At 70.9% G+C, this 16,282-nt stretch carries 13 protein-coding genes, 1 tRNA gene and 1 other RNA gene; 5 read left to right on the top strand and 10 right to left on the bottom strand.

Translation table 11 applies throughout. The annotated features are described in order from the left end of the window. Window positions 1-188 precede the first annotated feature (188 nt). Window positions 189-3,182, top strand: coding sequence for a PD-(D/E)XK nuclease family protein (locus VHA73_04510; protein HVX17274.1), 2,994 nt, complete (start codon window positions 189-191; stop codon window positions 3,180-3,182). Beyond that, window positions 3,179-6,538: a UvrD-helicase domain-containing protein gene (locus tag VHA73_04515; protein HVX17275.1), complete on the top strand. Its 3,360-nt coding sequence runs from the start codon at window positions 3,179-3,181 to the stop codon at window positions 6,536-6,538. The genes VHA73_04510 and VHA73_04515 overlap by 4 nt, the downstream gene beginning before the upstream one ends. On the opposite strand, the gene VHA73_04520 is transcribed toward VHA73_04515, so the two are convergent. The 9 genes from VHA73_04520 to VHA73_04560 all read right to left on the bottom strand — a co-directional run bounded on the left by VHA73_04520 (window position 6,498) and on the right by VHA73_04560 (window position 12,463). After that, window positions 6,498-7,112, bottom strand: a complete 615-nt coding sequence (locus tag VHA73_04520) for an ATP-dependent Clp protease proteolytic subunit (GenBank protein HVX17276.1) — start codon at window positions 7,110-7,112, stop codon at window positions 6,498-6,500. The two genes, VHA73_04515 and VHA73_04520, sit on opposite strands and share 41 nt — an antisense overlap. Before the next feature lie 54 nt (window positions 7,113-7,166). Next, complete coding sequence (locus tag VHA73_04525) at window positions 7,167-7,712, bottom strand: hypothetical protein (GenBank protein HVX17277.1); 546 nt, start codon at window positions 7,710-7,712, stop codon at window positions 7,167-7,169. 113 nt (window positions 7,713-7,825) lie between these two features. Beyond that, window positions 7,826-7,899 (bottom strand) — tRNA-Leu (locus VHA73_04530). Between the two features lie 13 nt (window positions 7,900-7,912). Then, a complete protein-coding gene (gene rdgB, locus VHA73_04535; GenBank protein ID HVX17278.1) occupies window positions 7,913-8,545 on the bottom strand; it encodes an RdgB/HAM1 family non-canonical purine NTP pyrophosphatase in 633 nt (210 codons plus the stop codon). Window positions 8,546-8,574: 29 nt separating this feature from the next. Next, window positions 8,575-9,300: a ribonuclease PH gene (rph, locus tag VHA73_04540; protein HVX17279.1), complete on the bottom strand. Its 726-nt coding sequence runs from the start codon at window positions 9,298-9,300 to the stop codon at window positions 8,575-8,577. A gap of 26 nt (window positions 9,301-9,326) precedes the next feature. Continuing rightward, window positions 9,327-10,160 carry a glutamate racemase gene (gene murI / locus VHA73_04545; protein ID HVX17280.1) on the bottom strand — a complete coding sequence of 278 codons (834 nt, stop codon included), beginning with the start codon at window positions 10,158-10,160 and terminating at the stop codon, window positions 9,327-9,329. Window positions 10,161-10,228: 68 nt separating this feature from the next. Next, window positions 10,229-11,179, bottom strand: coding sequence for a cysteine synthase (locus tag VHA73_04550; protein ID HVX17281.1), 951 nt, complete (start codon window positions 11,177-11,179; stop codon window positions 10,229-10,231). 43 nt (window positions 11,180-11,222) lie between these two features. Then, window positions 11,223-11,639, bottom strand: coding sequence for a M67 family metallopeptidase (locus tag VHA73_04555; protein HVX17282.1), 417 nt, complete (start codon window positions 11,637-11,639; stop codon window positions 11,223-11,225). 41 nt (window positions 11,640-11,680) lie between these two features. Continuing rightward, window positions 11,681-12,463, bottom strand: coding sequence for an SIMPL domain-containing protein (locus VHA73_04560; protein HVX17283.1), 783 nt, complete (start codon window positions 12,461-12,463; stop codon window positions 11,681-11,683). 102 nt (window positions 12,464-12,565) lie between these two features. Here VHA73_04560 and smpB point away from each other — a divergent pair, with 102 nt between their 5' ends. Beyond that, window positions 12,566-13,048, top strand: a complete 483-nt coding sequence (gene smpB, locus VHA73_04565) for an SsrA-binding protein SmpB (protein HVX17284.1) — start codon at window positions 12,566-12,568, stop codon at window positions 13,046-13,048. Here smpB and VHA73_04570 read toward each other — a convergent pair. After that, the gene (locus VHA73_04570) at window positions 13,039-13,689 is read right to left on the bottom strand and encodes a cytidylate kinase-like family protein (protein HVX17285.1); all 651 of its coding nucleotides are present in this window, start codon (window positions 13,687-13,689) and stop codon (window positions 13,039-13,041) included. The two genes, smpB and VHA73_04570, sit on opposite strands and share 10 nt — an antisense overlap. A gap of 123 nt (window positions 13,690-13,812) precedes the next feature. On the opposite strand from VHA73_04570, the gene ssrA reads away from it, so the two are divergent. Together ssrA and VHA73_04580 are read left to right on the top strand one after the other, a co-directional pair. Next, window positions 13,813-14,201, top strand: a transfer-messenger RNA (tmRNA) gene (gene ssrA, locus VHA73_04575). Window positions 14,202-14,390: 189 nt separating this feature from the next. After that, on the top strand, window positions 14,391-16,262 hold the full coding sequence (locus VHA73_04580) for a DUF4214 domain-containing protein (GenBank protein HVX17286.1): 1,872 nt from the start codon (window positions 14,391-14,393) through the stop codon (window positions 16,260-16,262). Window positions 16,263-16,282: the final 20 nt, after the last annotated feature.

The raw sequence follows: 16,282 nt of genomic DNA on the forward strand, positions 1-16,282 counted from the left end.
TCCAAGAAATTCAGCAGAGGGCGCCCGCGGGCGCGGCCGGGGGAGGCGATCCCTGCCGATGCCTGCGCCGCCCTGGCACACCAGCAAGTCGCCGAGCCTGACCCGGTAGCCCGGACCCCGTCTCCGCCATGCCCGTCTCCTCGTGTGCCCGCCCGAGCCTGTCACACCGTGGGCCTACGCTCGCCGTGATGGGTTCGATCACCGTGCCGGCGGGTCCGGCAGCTGTCGCGGCCCTCGCCGAGCGGGTCCGGGCCGCGCAGGCGGGCGACCCGCTGGCACCGGTCACGGTGGTCACGCCGTCGCGACGCAGCGCGCTGGCGCTCCGGCGTGAGCTGGCGAGCGGCCGCGTGGGCGGGACCGCCGGCATCGTGAACGTGCGGTTCGAGATCGTCGACCGCCTGGTGGAGCTGCTGGTCGAGGGATTGGGCAACCAGCGTCGACTGCGCCCACCCGTCCTGCGCGAAGCCGTGCGGCAGGTGCTGGCGATGCATCCGGGTCACTTGGGTTCGGCGGCGTCACACCCCGCCACGATCGAGCGCGTCGCGCAGGGCTACGAGGAAGTGCGCCGCCACGGCCCGGCTGCCCGGGACGGCCTGGCGAAGGCGGGCACCCGCGGCCGAGCCCTCGCCGAGCTGTACGCCCGGGTCGATGAGCGACTGGTGGGCTGGGCCGACGACGCGGCGCTCGCGGCACGGGCCGCCGCCACGTTGCGAAAGGGTGGCGGCGCGGCCACCGAGCTCGGCGAGCTGATCTGGTTCTCGCCCGACCTGTCCGACCCCGCGATCGCGGCGCTGGTGACCGCCACACCCGATGCCACCGTCCTCACGCTGGCGCCGCCGCCCCTCGACGAGCTGGCGGAGGGCACGACCATCGTGTCGCTCTCCGACCCCGACGACGAAGCGCGCCACTCTGCCCGCGCCGTGGCGGCGTTGGCCGAACAGGGCGTTCCGTTGCATCGCATCGCGGTCCTGCACCCGGGTCAGCGCTACGCCCGGTTGGTGCACCAACACCTCGAGCGGGCGGGCATCCCCCACCACGGTCCGGCCGTGCGCACCTTGGCGCAGACACCCGCCGGCCTGGCGCTGCAGGGCCTGTTGGAGCTGGCGGCCGACGACTTGTCGCGCGACCACGTGTTCCAGTGGCTGGTCAGCGCGCCGATCGTCGACCCGGCCACGGGCGAGGCGCCGCCCCGGTCGTTGTGGGACGTCGAGTCGCGCCGCGCGGGCGTCCTCGGAGGGCTCGACCAGTGGCAGACGCGGCTGCAGCACCGCATCGACCGCCTCGAGGAGGCGACCGACCCCGACCACCACGACCCTCGGGTCGACGCCGACCTGGCGTTGCAGACGTTCGTGCAGCAGCTCGCCGAAGTTGTCGGCGGCGCGGTCACGCAGCCCTGGCCGGCGTGGTCGGCGTGGGCCACCGACGCGCTCCGCACCTACTTGCGGCCCCGCGCGCCGCGTGGTCATTGGGCCGACGACCAGGTCGACGCGTACGAGCACGTTCTCGAAGTGGTCGACCAGCTCGCCGCGCTCGACGCCATCGAGCCCGGCGCCCGCATCGACCCCGCCCGCTTTGCCGCGGCCCTTGCCGCGCAGCTCGACGTGCCTGCGGGCCGCACCGGCACGTTCGGCGACGGTGTGTATCTCGGGTCGATCCTCTCGATGGCCGGCCTGTGCGCCGACGCAGTGATCGTGGTCGGCGCGGCCGAAGGCCTGCTCCCTCGCGGGACCGCGGTCGACCCGCTGCTCGGCGACCTGGGCCGCGAGCGCGCCGGCCTCCCGCCGCTCGGGGGCACGGCCGACGACCAGCAACGCGACTTCGCCCTGGCGCTCGCCACCGCCGACCAACGGGTGGTCACATGGCCGCGGGGCGACTTGCGGGCCAGCGCGGCGTACCTGCCGTCGCGGTGGGTGGTCGACCTCGCCGGCGCGCTGGCCGGCGAACCGGTGAGCGGCGAAGCGCTGATCGAAGGGTCGATCGAGCATCCGGCCATCCGGCACGTGGCGTCGTTCGCCGACGGGCTCGCCCACTTCCCGTCGCCCGCCGATGCCGGCGACCGTCGGCTCGCGGAGCTGTGGCACGGAGGTACCGGTGCGGTGCTCGGTCCAGCCGTGCTCGCCGACCCGTTGCTGCGCGCCGCGTTCGGTGCGGAGCAGGCACGCGCGCTTGGTGGGTTCTCCGAATTCGACGGCCGCCTCGATCCAGCGGGCACCGAGTTGCTCGCCGAAGCGCGCACCCAGTCGGCCACGAGCCTCCAGACCTATGCCCGCTGTCCCCGGCAGTACCTGTTCTCGCGGGTGTTGGGCTTGCGCCAGATCGACCGTCCTGAGGCCATCGACGACATCAGCCCCCTCGAGCGCGGATCGCTCGTCCACCTCGTGCTCGAGCGGTGGGTCCGCGACCGGATCGACGGCGTGCCGGGCGCCGACACCGACGAGCACCTCATGACCATCGCCGATGAGGCGTTCGCGGAGGCAGAGGAGCTCGGCATCACCGGCCGGCCGCTGCAATGGGCGTCACGCAAGCGCACCATGCGCCGCGAGCTGCTCCACGTCGCCCACGTCGACCGCAAGGGTGCAATGCCCGCCGGCAACCAGCCCTTGGCCGTCGAGATGACCTTCGGGCGCGACGACGAACCGCCGTTGGTGATCGACCTCCCCACCCAAGGACCCATCAAGTTCGCCGGATCGGTCGACCGCGTGGCACGCACCACGGACGGCGCGCTCGTGGTGGCCGACTACAAGACCGGCAAGGCTTCGGACTACGCGAATCTCGAAAAGGCGCCGGTGAAGGAGGGGCAGCTCCTCCAACTCCCCCTCTACGCGCGAGCCGCACGTGAGCGCTTCGGCACGCCGGACACGCGGGTGAGCGCCCACTACTGGTTCATCACCGACGGGGCGAAGTTCGTCACGAGGGGCTACGACCTCACCCCCGAGATCGACCGCATCTTCACCGACACGGTCGATGTGATCGTCGACGGCATCCGCGCCGGCCGCTTCCCCGGTCATCCGGGGGCCTACGACTACTGGCACGACGAACACCGCAACTGCCACTGGTGCGAGTTCGACAAGATCTGCCCCACCGGCCGCGGCGGGCAGTGGGAGCGCAGCTCGAGTGACCCGGCGCTCGAGACGTACGTCGAGCTCACCACCGGCGCACGCGCCGACGGGGCCGAGCCGTGACCGCCCCGATCTCCCCGGCACCGGTCGACCAACGAGCGCGCGACGACATCCGCGAGCAGCTCGATCGCACGGTCTTCGTCACGGCAGGGGCCGGTACCGGCAAGACCAGCGCGCTGGTGGGCCGGGTGGCGCAGCTCGTCGCGAACGACACGCCGCTGCGCAACATCGCGGCCATCACGTTCACCGACGCGGCGGCCGCCGAGCTGCGCGGCCGCCTCCGCCACCGGCTGGTGGCCGACGAGCGGGAGGGCAAGGTGGCGCCCGGCACCGTGCACGACCTCGACGACGCGGCCATCTGCACGTTGCACGCGTTCGCGCAGCGGATGTTGAGCCAGTACCCCATCGAGGCGGGGCTCCCGCCGGCGTTCGAGGTGCTCGACGAAATCGAGTCCACGATGGAGCTGCACGACCGCTTTGGCGTGTTCCTCGACGAGCTCCTCGCCCGTCCCGATCTCGAACCGCTGTGGATGCGGGCCTTCGCGCTCGACTTCAAGCTCGAACGTCTGGAGGAGCTCGCCGAGGCGCTGCACGACCACCGCGATCGGCTTCCCACCCAACCGCTCACGATCCCACCGGCGCCGAGCCTCGACCCCGCGCCGCTGATCGCCGCGATCGACGCCGCGCTGGCGCACGCCGGCCACTGCACCGATCCGACCGACAACTTGCTGGTGAGGCTCACCGGCGAAGGGTCGTTCGCGTCGGCGCGGGCACGCCTGGCCGAAGCCGGCGACGACGAGCCCGCCGTGCTGGCGGTGCTCACGGCCGGTCCACCCAGGACCGACGGTGGCGGCCAGACAGCCTGGGGCGGCAAAGAGGGCAAGGACGTCGTCGCCTCGGCGATGAAGGCCGCCGCTGCCACATGGAACGAGCTGCTCGCTGCCACCCGCACGCACTTGGCCACGGTCTTCATCGAGGAAGTCCGCCGCTTCACGCACGAGTCCGCAGCGGCGCGCCTCACCAACGGGCGATTGGTGTTCCACGACTTGTTGGTCCAGGCGCGCGACCTGCTTCGCCAGCACCCCGAAGTGCGCGACCAGCTCGCCGCCCGCTGGACCCACCTGTTGATCGACGAGTTCCAAGACACCGATCCCCTGCAGCTCGAGATCGCGGTGCGGCTCGCCGCCGACCCGGCGTCGGGCAACCCGTCGAGCGATCCGATCGAGTCCCTCGAGCTGCAGCCGGGGCGGTTGTTCTTCGTGGGCGACGCTAAGCAGTCGATCTACCGGTTCCGGCGGGCCGACGTCACCGCGTTCATGCGGATCCTGGACACGTTCGAGGCCGACGAGGTGCGGCTCACCACCAACTTCCGCTCGGTGCCAGGCGTGATCGAGTGGGTGAACGAGATCTTCGAGCACCTGCTCGTCGACCAGCACGGTCAGGCGCCCCACCAGGCGCTGGACGCGTTCCGCCAGCCGACCGCCGACGGTCCCCGGGTACACGTCGTCGGCGAGCAGCACGAGGGCGTGAAGACGGCCGAAGTCCGCACCCAGGAAGCCGCCGACGTCGCGACGATCATCTCTGGCGCGATCGGGTCCTGGCCCGTCGCCGGCCAAGACGGCGAGCGCCGCCCGGCCGACCGGTCCGACGTGGCGGTGCTGATCCCGAGCCGCAGCGCGCTCCCCCACCTGGAAGCTGCGTTCGTCGCTGCGGGTCTGCCGTACCGGGTCGAGAGCGCGTCGCTGGTGTGGGGTACGCAGGTCGTGCGCGACTTGCTGGCCGTGCTCCGGGCGATCGACCAGCCGGGTTCGGAGATCGACGTCGTCGGCGCGCTCCGCACCTCAGTCCTCGCGTGCTCCGACCAGGACCTGCTCGACTGGCACGAAGCACGCGGTCGGTGGCGGCTGCACGCGCCGGACCCGGCGGGTGTCGACGCCGATCACCCCGTCGCCCGCGCCATGGCACAGCTCAGAGCGCTCGCCCGCGGCCACTGGTTCCGGGGCGTGTCCGACCTCGCGGACCGGGTCACCCACGATCTCCCGTTCTTCGAGTTGGCGCTCGCCGACGACAAGGCCCGCGACCACTGGCGTCGCCTCCGGTTCGTCCTCGAGCAGGCGAGGGCCTTCGACGAGCGGCCCGATGCCACGTTGCGGCGGTTCCTCCAGTGGGCGGAGCTCCAAGCATCTGACCACGCCCGGGTCCGCGAGCCCGCGCTGCCCGAGAGCGACCACCAGGCGATCCGGATCATGACCATCCACGGCGCCAAAGGCCTCGAGTTCCCGGTCACGGTGGTGTGCGGTCTGAACGTCGCGCCGTCGACGAGCGCGGCCACCCAAGTCGTGTGGGAGGGCGACCACTTCCGCGCGCGGCTCGGCGCGCCGTTCCCGATGGACGGCTTCGCGGAGGCGAGCGACGCCGACAAGGAGCTGGCGAAACTCGAACGCGCTCGCTTGTTGTACGTGGCCACCACACGCGCCCGCGACCACCTCGTGCTGTCATTGCACCGCCCGAGCCGCACGACCACCGACGCCGACATGCTCGAGGAGGCCTGGCGCCAGGCCGACCCCGGCCAGACGCTCGCGGAGGTCCTCGAGGGTGCCGACCCCGCACCCGGGCCGGACAACGGCGTCGCAACCGGCGACGGCGGCGAGCCCGCGACACCGCCGGCCAGCCGCACCCCCGGCACCGCGGGGGACGAAGTCGACCGCTGGCGGGCCGAGCAAGCCGCTTGGGTCGACGCCAGAGCTGAGTTGCTCACCCGCACCCGGCGCGCGCCCGTCGTCGCCGCAACTGCCGTCGCGCACGTCGACGACGAAGCCGAGGCACCGCTGGGCTCGCCGGTCCAGCGCCTCGGCCGTGCCGGAACCGCCATCGGCCGCGCCGTCCACGCGGTGCTCCAGACGATCGACTTGGCCGACCCGTCGAACGTCGAGGAGCTCGCGATCCGCCACGCCGACAACGAGCGGGTGGCCGACCACGCGACCGGCATCGCCCGCATGGTCCGCGCCGCCATCGCGTCGGACGTGGTGGCCACCGCGGTCGCCCACCGGCACTGGCGCGAGCTCTACGTGGCCGCACCGCTCGGCGGCGTCGCTCCCCGAGACGAGGTCGTAGCCGAAGGGTTCGTCGACTTGCTGTACGAAGACGACGGCGGTCGCCTCGTGATCGTCGACTACAAGACCGACCGGCTCGCAGGCCACGACGCCGATGGGTTGGTGGCCCGCTACCGCCTCCAGCTGGCGACGTACGCCGTCGCGCTCGAGGCGACGACAGGCAAGGAGGTTGCCGGCGCGGCGCTCCTGTTCGTGGCCGGGACCGAAGCGCGCACCGAGTGGATCGCCGGACTCCGCGAAGCGATGGACGAGGTGCGCTCGATCGTCAGCTCGTCGATCCGCCCGTCATCTCACCCTGGTGGGTGACCACGCGGTCGACGATCCCGTAGTCCTTGGCCTGCTCGGCCGTGAACCATCGGTCGCGATCGGAGTCGGCCTCGATCTGTTCGACGGTCTGACCGGTGTGCTGGGCGATGCGCTCGTTGAGCAGCTTCTTCGTGTAGGCCATCTGCTCGGCCTGGATGGCGATGTCGGCCGCTTGACCCTGAAAGCCGCCGGAGGGCTGGTGCATCATGATCCGCGCGTGCGGGAGGGCGTAGCGCTTCCCCTTCGCGCCGGCACACAACAAGAACTGGCCCATCGAGGCGCCGAGCCCCAGGCACACCGTTCCGACGTCGGGAGTCACGAACTGCATCGTGTCGTAGATCGCCATGCCGGCCGTCACCGACCCGCCGGGCGAGTTGATGTAGAGCCAGATGTCGCGGTCAGGATCCTGACCGGCGAGGTACACGAGCTGCGCCGACAGGAGGTTGGCGATCGTGTCGTTCACCTCGGACCCGAGGAACAGGATTCGCTCCTGGACGAGCCGGTGGTAGATCTCCGACGTCGGGTCGGTCATCGGGAATTGGTCGGTCGGCCGGATCAGCGGCGGTGTACCCATGGCCCGGCAGGCTAGCGGGGCTTTCGAGCCATCCCGCGCGGCCGCCGGTTGGGACTACGAGGTCGTGCGGCTGCGCCGCAACGCCCAGCCCGCCAACACCAACAGCAGGGCCGCCAGCACCAACAGCCCGATGCCGAGACCGGTGTGGGCGAGCAACCCTGACGGGCTCGTGGCGACCGACGCGCTGACCGCGGCGTCCACGAACGGGTCGCACGCGGCACTGAAGTCCGCGCCCGCCACCACGACCTGGTACGTGCCGGTCTTGCCCGCGGGGAGCTGGAAGTGGAGGACGACGTGGCCGTGCGGGTCGGCCACACCGGTGCCGTACGTGACGCCGTTGAACACGATCGATGCGTCGGCCCCCGGCGGCACGCCGTCGACCACGGCGGTCTGGGGGCTCCCCGGGCTGCCGCTGAACGTCGCGGTGCAGTGCACCGTCAGCCGGGTGGTCGGTGTCGAGGTCGTCGTGCAGCCGTACGTGGGGTCACACGTCTGGCGGGTGGATGCGGAGGACGGGCGCGCGGCGGTCGACAAACCCACCGCCACCGCCAAAAGCAGGAACACCACGACCGTCAGCCGCGTGCCTGCTCGCCCACTCACCCCTGTCATCTCGTCTCCCACTCGGCACCTGCCGCCCGTTGGCCGCGCCTCGCTTTGGGGAGAGTTTCTACACCAAGTGGGTGATTTCCCCCCACACGGGGGCAGAAGAACGGTGCCGACGGAGGGAGTCGAACCCTCACTGGCGCGGACCTAAACCGCGTGCCTCTGCCGGTTGGGCTACGTCGGCGACGGACCCGATCCTACGGATGCTCCGGAGGGCGACCGGCAGGCACGGCAAGCTCGGCGGCCAATGCACGGGCGGCGCGCCCGCGGTGGCTGATGGCGTGCTTGGCTTCGGCGCTCAGCTCGGCGAACGTCAGGCCGCCATCGCCATCCGGCACGAACACCGGGTCATACCCAAAGCCGCCTGCGCCGCGCGGCTGCTCCGCGATCGACCCGTCCACGACTCCTTCGACCACGACCTCGCGCCCATCGGGCCACAAGGCCACGATCACGGTACGGAACCGGGCCGCGCGTTCGGCGGGCGATGCGGCATCGGCGGCCCGCAGTTCGTCGAGCAGCTTGGCGACGTTGGCCACCGCGTCGCTGTCGGACCCTGCGTACCGGGCCGAATGGACGCCCGGACGACCGCCCAGCGCATCGACCTCGAGCCCGGTGTCGTCCGCGATCGCCGCCTCCCCAGTGGCCGCGACAAGGGCCTGGGCCTTGAGGCGGGCGTTGCCTTCCAGCGTCGAGGCCGTCTCGTCGACCTCGGCCACGTCCGGCGGACGCGGCAACAACACCACGTCGTCGCCCAGGATCTCGGCCAGCTCACGCGCTTTGTGCGCGTTGGCGGTCGCCAGGACGAAACGCGCCAAGGCACGATCTGGCATCGTTCCGCTCGCCGCTCAGGCTCCGTCGATCACGCCGGCGCTTGCGCCAGCACGGCCGACTGCGCGGCCACGATCTCGCCGATGCCGGCCTGCGCCAAGCTCAGGAGGTCATCGAGCTCGCCACGGGTGAAGGCCATGCCTTCGGCCGTGCCTTGGACCTCGACGTAACGGCCGGCGCCGGTCATCACCACGTTCATGTCGACCTCGGCCCGGGAGTCCTCCTCGTACGGCAAGTCGAGCACCGCGGTGCCTTCGACGATGCCGACCGACACCGCGGCGAGCCGATCGGTCAGCGGGTGCTCGGCAAGGTCGCCGCGCTGCACGAGTCGCGACAGCGCGTCGTGGAGGGCCACATAGCCGCCGGAGATGGCCGCAGTGCGGGTGCCGCCGTCCGCCTGCAACACGTCGCAGTCCACGATGACCTGCCGTTCGCCGAGCAAGGTCATGTCGCACACCGCCCGCAGCGAGCGCGCGATGAGTCGTTGGATCTCCTGCGTGCGACCCGACGGCTTGCCGTCTTTGACCTCGCGCCGGATGCGCTCCGACGACGCGCCCGGCAACATCGCGTACTCGGCGGTCACCCACCCCTGACCGCGTCCACGCATCCAACGGGGTACGTCGAGGTCGATCGAAGCGGTGCACAGCACGCGGGTGCGCCCGAAGCTGACCAACACCGATCCGGGGGTCTGATCGGTGAAGTCACGCTCGAAGCCGAGCGGTCGGAGCTGGTCGGGGGCACGGCCGTCGTTTCGCATCACGCCAGCATCGCAGCCCCGCGCCGTCACCAGCGCACCGGCTCCACCTCGGCCACTTCTGGACCGAGCAAGCGGGCGCCTTGGCGGCGGAACCACTCGATGTCGCCGGACGACAGGAACCGGTGCCGCCCGGGCCGGTCGCCGGCGCGTCGCGCGACCCGCCCCCCTACCGCCTCGTGCACCCCGTCGAGGACGGCCCGCACCTCGAACGCGGTCTCGTCGGCAGAGGACACCAGCACCACGTCGCGTCCCATCACGCCACCGATCGTGCGTGCCAGGAACGGGTAGTGCGTGCAACCGAGCAGCAGGCTGTCGACCTCGGCGTCGACCAGCGGCGCCAGCAGACGTTCGGCGAGCACGCGCACCTGGTCGCTGTCGGTGTCACCGCGCTCCACGAACTCCACGAAGCCGGGACAAGCGGCACACGTGAGGTCGACCCCCGGGTCGATCTCGGCCACCAAGCGTTGGTACGCGCCGGACCGGACGGTGCCGACGGTCGCGATCACGCCCACCCGCTTGGTGCCGGTCGCGGCCAGCAGGGAGCGGACGCCCGGGTCGATGACCCCGATCACTGGCACCGCGACGGCGGCCCGGAGGTCGTCGAGGGCGGCGGCGGCCGCGGTGTTGCAAGCGACGATCAGCGCCTTGGCGTGGTGCTCGGCCACCAGCAGGCGGCCGATCTCCAGCGCGAACTCGCGGACCTCGGCCGCGGGGCGGCTGCCGTAGGGGTACCGACCGGTGTCGCCGAGGTAGACGAGGTCCTCGTCGGGCAGCAGGTCGATGACGGCCCGGGCGACGGTGAGCCCGCCGAACCCGCTGTCGAACATGGCGATCGGGCGGGGATCGTCGCCATCGGCCATCGGACCCGGATCCTACGGCCTTCCCTTTCGCCCCTTCGTGACCGGCTGATCGGACCGGTACGGCTGCGTCAGAAGTAGATGACCTTGCTGGCCTGTTCCTCGGCGGCGTCGAGGTCGTCGGTGTAAGCCCCGGTCGACAAGTACTTCCACCCGGCGTCGGCCACCACGAACACGATCACGCCGCGCTCGATCTGGGCGGCCAGCTTGGCGGCGCCGGCCAGGGCGGCGCCGGCGGACAGGCCCGCGAAGACACCGCATTCGTGTACCAGCCGACGCGTCCACTCGATCGACTCGCGCGGCCGCACGATGCGCTTGCCGTCGAGCAGTTCGAGCCCGCCCCACTTCTCGAACACCGGCGGGATATAGCCGTCGTCGAGGCTGCGCAGCCCTTCGACCAGCTCACCTGACGGCGGCTCGACCGCGTACACCTTGACGCCGGGCTTGTGCTCTTTGAGATACCGGCCGACGCCCATCAGCGTGCCGGACGTGCCGAGCCCGGCCACGAAATGCGTGATGTCGGGGACGTCGGCCAGGATCTCGGGACCGGTCGTGTCGTAGTGCGCCTGCGGGTTGGCCTCGTTGCCGTACTGGTAGAGGAACGCCCACTCGGGGTGCTCGTCAGCCATCTGCTGGGCGCGCCGCACCGCGCCGTTCGACCCTTCGGCTCCGGGCGTGAGGATGATGTCGGCCCCGAACGTCTCGAGCAGTTGGCGTCGCTCCACCGACACGTTCTCGGGCAACACGATCGTGATCGGATAGCCCTTGCGTCCGGCGATCATCGCCAAGGCGATGCCCGTGTTTCCCGAGCTCGGCTCGATGATCCGCTGCCCCGGTCGCAGTGATCCATCGGCTTCCGCCGCCTCGATCATCGCTCGGGCGATGCGGTCCTTGACCGAGCCGGCCGGGTTGTTGCCCTCGAGCTTGGCCAGTATGCGGACGTGGGCGTTGGGGCTCAGCTCGCTGACATCGATGACCGGCGTGTTGCCGATGAGCTCTTCGACCGAGCGGTACACGGCCACGAGACGGGCTCCTCAACAAAAGGTGACTGTTCGACTCGGGATTCTACCCGGCCGCCAGCTCCACTCCCTCTTCGACGATCCGACCCTCGTCGAGCAGCCAGCAGCGCAGCGACGGCACCTCGTCGCGCAACGACACGATGATGTAGTGCCAGCCGACCAGCAGCGGGTTGTCAGCTTGGGCCACGTCGGTTGGCGACGGGTACGGATCGGTGTGCGTGTGCGAGTGCATCACGCCCACGATCTCGATGCCGAGCGGACCGAACGCCTCGTCGGCTGCCTGCCAGCCGTCCGGCCCGATCGAATAGGTCTTGGCCGACTCGTCGGCGTTGCGGCACGGCACGAACGCTTCGATCACGGCGCCACCCGGGGCGCCGCCGAGCAGCCCGCACGCCTCGTCGGGATAGCCGTCGTACGCGTGCGCGAGCATCTGGCGGTACGCGATCGGGTCGAGGCGGATCACCGTGCCGAGGGTAGCGGCGGTCGGCCCGGCGGCCCCGGACCTCAGCCTGCCAGCGCGTACACGACCGTCACGTTGCTGTCGGCCTCGACCGAGCCGGGTGCCAGGGGCACCGCGGACGCCGCCCCCGAGGACGGAGCCGCCCGCAGCGCGTCGAACTGCCCGTTGGACATCGTGTTCACCTGGTCGTCGCGAATCGAGCAGATCCGTCCCAGCCGCTGACCGGCCGCCTTGGCCGTGGCAGTCGCCTGGCCCACAACCGAGCGGACGGCGTTGGCGCGCGCCAAGTCGTGCAAGCCACTCGGGTCTTCCATCGAGAACGTCAGCGAGCTGATGCGGATCGCATCGCCTGCTGCGTCGGCCACCGCGTCGATCAGCACACCGGCCTTGTCGAGGTTGCGGAGCTTGGCCGTCACCGTGTCGGTGACGTGGTAGCCGGTCAACCTCGGTGGCTTGCCAGCGGGATAGGCGTATTGAGGCTCGATCGTGAGGCCCGACGTCTGCACGTCCTTGGCGGCCACGCCGCCGAACGTGAAGGTCTGGTGCAACTTGGTGGTCCTGGCGTTGTTGTCCGCCAATGCCGCCTTCGCCGTCGCGCCGGTCACGTCGACGCTCACCACCACCGTGAGCAGGTCGGGCGTCGCTTGCGCCTGGCCGCTTCCGTGCAACGTCATCTTGGAAGCCGACGCGCCGCACGATCCACCGGCGCCGGCCGCGCTGGCGCCGGATGAGCCCGACGAGCTGCAGCCGGCCGCGGCACCCATCACGATCAGCGCCGCCGTCACGATGCCGAGCCGCCGCAAGTTCGTCGTCTTGTCGAATCGCATTGTGCACCCTCCACCCGAAGTCCGACCATCGGAAGGTCGATCGTCAACGGGGTATGGACGACGGGTGCAGCCGATTGGTTCCCCGGTAGCGTTGCCTGCCTCATGAGCGCCCCGGCACGCGACGGCATCAACGTGGTGGCCACCAACCGGCAGGCCCGCCGCAACTACGACGTCCTCGACTCGTTCGAGGCCGGCGTGGTGCTGCGCGGCTCGGAGGTGAAGTCACTCCGCGAGTCGAAGGTGTCGCTCACCGACACGTACGCCCGCATCGTCGGTGGCGAGCTGTGGCTGATCGGCCTGCACGTCTCGCCGTACTCGCACGCCGCCGCCCACAGTGGCCATCAGGCCGACCGCGACCGCAAGCTCCTCGTGCACCGCAAGGAGCTCGAGCTGCTCGCCCGCCGGGTCGACATCGACCGCCTCCAACTCGTGCCGTTGTCGCTCTACTTCAAAGACGGGCGGGCCAAGATCGAGATCGCCGTGGCCCGTGGCCGCAAAGTCCACGACAAGCGCCAGGCGATCGCCGAGCGCGACGCCGACCGTGACACCCAGCGGGCGCTCGCCGAGCGCCGGCGTCAGGACTGAGCTGCGACGGCCTTCAGCTCGCGCGCCCAGAACGCCTCGGCCGCCTGGCGCAACAGCACCACGGCGTCGTCGACGCTCAGGACCGTCGCGTCGAGCACCAGGTGGTACAGCGCCGGGTCGGAGGTGCGCCGGCCGTACAGCCGGTCGACGTAGCGATCCCGAGCGCGGTCGGTCTCCTCCAAGTGGCGCTTCGCCGTGGCCGCGTCGATCTGCTCGATCGCCATCCCCCGCCGCAGGCGGCGGTCCGGCGGCCCGTCGAGACGGACGTGGAACACACCTGGTCGGTCGGCCAAGACCAGGCACCCCGCGCGGCCGAGGATCACCGCGCCTTCGCACGCCAGCTTCCCGACCGACGCCTCGACGGTCTCCCGGAGCGGACGGCGGATGTCGTCAGTCGTCACCGGCGCGAGCGTCATGCCGCCGGTCACGATGGCGAGCCGGTCGAGGAACCGGGTCCAGCGACCTTCCTCACGCTCGGACTCGCCAACCGCTTGCGCCTCGTCCTCCGCGCCTTCGGCGACGTCGGGCGTCAGCAGGCGGTCGGCGAACTCCAAGCCGAGCGCGGTGGCCAGCCGTGGCGCGATGAGGCTCCCACCAGCTCCGTAGCTGGCCGAGATCGTGACGACACGGGCGTCTCCCATGTGCCCCAGTGTCGCACGTCACAACGGCTCGGTTGGCGGCCTGCCTCGCCCGCGTTGGGGCCTGGGTGTCACGGCCAGCCGGTACGATGGTGCGACCGGGTTCGACCGGTGGTTCATTGACAAGGGGCTGATCGGTTTCGACGTTGGGACCGGAAGCCGACATCCGTGCGACCGGAGTTGCTCAGACTCCTAAAACGGGGCACCCAAAAGAAGCGCCGATAGCGACTTCGCTCTCGCCGCCTGATCTTCAGGTGATCTGAGAGTCATCGCGACCAGCAATGGCACGCGGGGCCTGTCCGCCGCAGCCCGGCAACAGAAGCGGTGGATGACGGTGGGAAAGACCACTGACGGCGTGAAAGACCGCTGACCTCGGAGAAAGTTCCGGCGGTGGCTCCCTCGGGGGCCGCCCGACCCGGCGGTGCGTCAGCCGTGAAGGCGCGAACTCGGGAATGGTCGTAGCGCGGGCGGCAACCGCTCGACGGACGCGGGTTCGATTCCCGCCAGCTCCACTGCGTCACTCGCTGGTCACTTGGTGACGCTCGCTCCGCCGTGGGCAGTCGCTCCGGCGCACATCGACCCAAAACGGTATAATCCGGACACCTCTCCGGAGGCACTCGGCTGGCGAGCGGGCTTGGACTCAAGGGCAACGGCGCTGCGCGCGTCGGTTGGGGTCCCCAGCGTCGAGCCAGACCGAGATCCAGGTGTCCCAGCTCACGCGCCGTGGTGGCGTCGCGGTCGTCGCCGTCGTGGCGCTCCTGCAGTCGTTCGTGCTGCCGCCGGCCTCCGCCGGTGCCGCACCCACCGCCCCGGCAGCCACAGCTGGTCACGAGGTGGCGTCGTCGGGTCCGTACCTCCCGGCCGGGTTCGCCTGGCTGCGCGACGCACGCTGGACCGCGATGATCGTCCACCGGGTGGCGGGCAGGTCGGCGACGGCCGATGAGGTGGAGGCCGTCACGAGCGGGCTTGCCGATCACGACGTCCGCTACGCCGACATCACCCGATGGTACCAGTCGACGGCCGACGGTCGCGCGGTGACGGTGACCGAGCTGTACGCCAACACCTTGCACCGGGTACCCGATCAGGGCGGGCTCACGTTCTGGTCGAATCGGCTGGCCCAACCGGGCGAGACCATGTCGACCATCCGTGCCGACGTCTTCGGGTCCTACGAATGGTTCCTGCAGGCCGGCGGCACCAACGCCGGCTTCATCGATCAGCTCTACCACTACATCATGTTGCGGGCTCCGGACCCGAGCGGAAGAGCCCTGTGGTTGTGGGTGCTGGACCACGGGGCGTCGCGGCTCGACGTCGCCACGTCGTTCATCGCCTCGAAGGAAGGTCGACTGCTGCGTACCGCCGACGCGTACCGGCAGGTGTTGCATCGCGATCCCGACCCGGCGGGCGCCGAGTTCTGGTCCGAGCAGCTCCGCACGGTCGACGACCTCACACTGCGGGCGATCCTCACGGGCGCGGCCGAGGTGCTCGACCAGGCGGCCACCACCGCGTTGCCCGCCGGCCTCACCCCGCCGAACGGTGTGGGCGACTGCGGGACACCCCCACCGACGGACCCCGCCGCCTGGCGGGCGACCTATCGCCAGCTGCACGGCCGGGCCTGGTCCGGTGGCGACGGCGGCGCGTCCGCCCCGCTCGACGGCGGCGCGGTGTTGTTCGTCCATGGCGACACCGCACAAGGCGACGTCGACGCCGATGGTCGCCGCTCGCTGACCGGCTTCGTGCACAACACGATGGTGGTCGCGGTCGGCGGATGTTTGATCCCGATCACCGGACCCGATTTCGGCGCGGTGATCCCCGACGCGGCGGACGGTCACTACTACTGGCCGGCGGCCCCCATCGTCGACGGCAACGACATGTGGGTGCCCGTCGCCCGCATGCGCACGACGCACCCCGGCACCTGGGGGTTCGCCCAAGACGGGATCGACCTCGCGCACTTCAGCCTGGCGGGCGGGCGCGTTCCCACGTACCTCGGCACCGTCTCCACACCGATGTCGAACGACACCGTCGTCGCGTGGGGGAACGGCGAAGTGCGGGTCGCCGGCTGGTGGTACGTGTACGGCGTCGCCGCGGATGGAACGGGCGACGACGTGTTCGCGGCGCGGGTACCGGCCGGCCGGCTCGGCGACGCGTCGGCCTGGCAGTTCTGGGGCGCAGGAAGCTGGAGGGCCGATCCATCGGCCATCACCCCGGTGCTGGCGCCGACTGACACTCCGACCCCCCTCTCGCCGAGCATGGGGTTGTCCGTCGTCCAGCGCCCATCCGGCAAGTTCGTGATGATCACCAAGAACTACAACGTGTTCTCCAACGAGATCGTCGCGTGGGTCGCGTCGACGCCGCTGGGGCCGTGGACGCCATCGGGAACGCCGACCGAGCTGCCGGTCGAGCACAGCAGCTTCGGGCAGACCCTCAGCCAGTACTCGGTCGCCGCGCACCCGAGCCTGTCGACCGGCGACGATCTGCTCGTCTCGTGGTTCAACCTCTACTTCGGCGACGACGCGGTCCCCGACGAGGCGTACGCGCCGTATGGGCCGTTCTTCACCACCATCCCGGTCCCGGATTGACCGGACAGGCAGGCACGAAC

The sequence above is a fragment of the Acidimicrobiales bacterium genome (assembly GCA_035547835.1).
Taxonomy (GTDB): Bacteria; Actinomycetota; Acidimicrobiia; order Acidimicrobiales; family Iamiaceae; genus DASZTW01.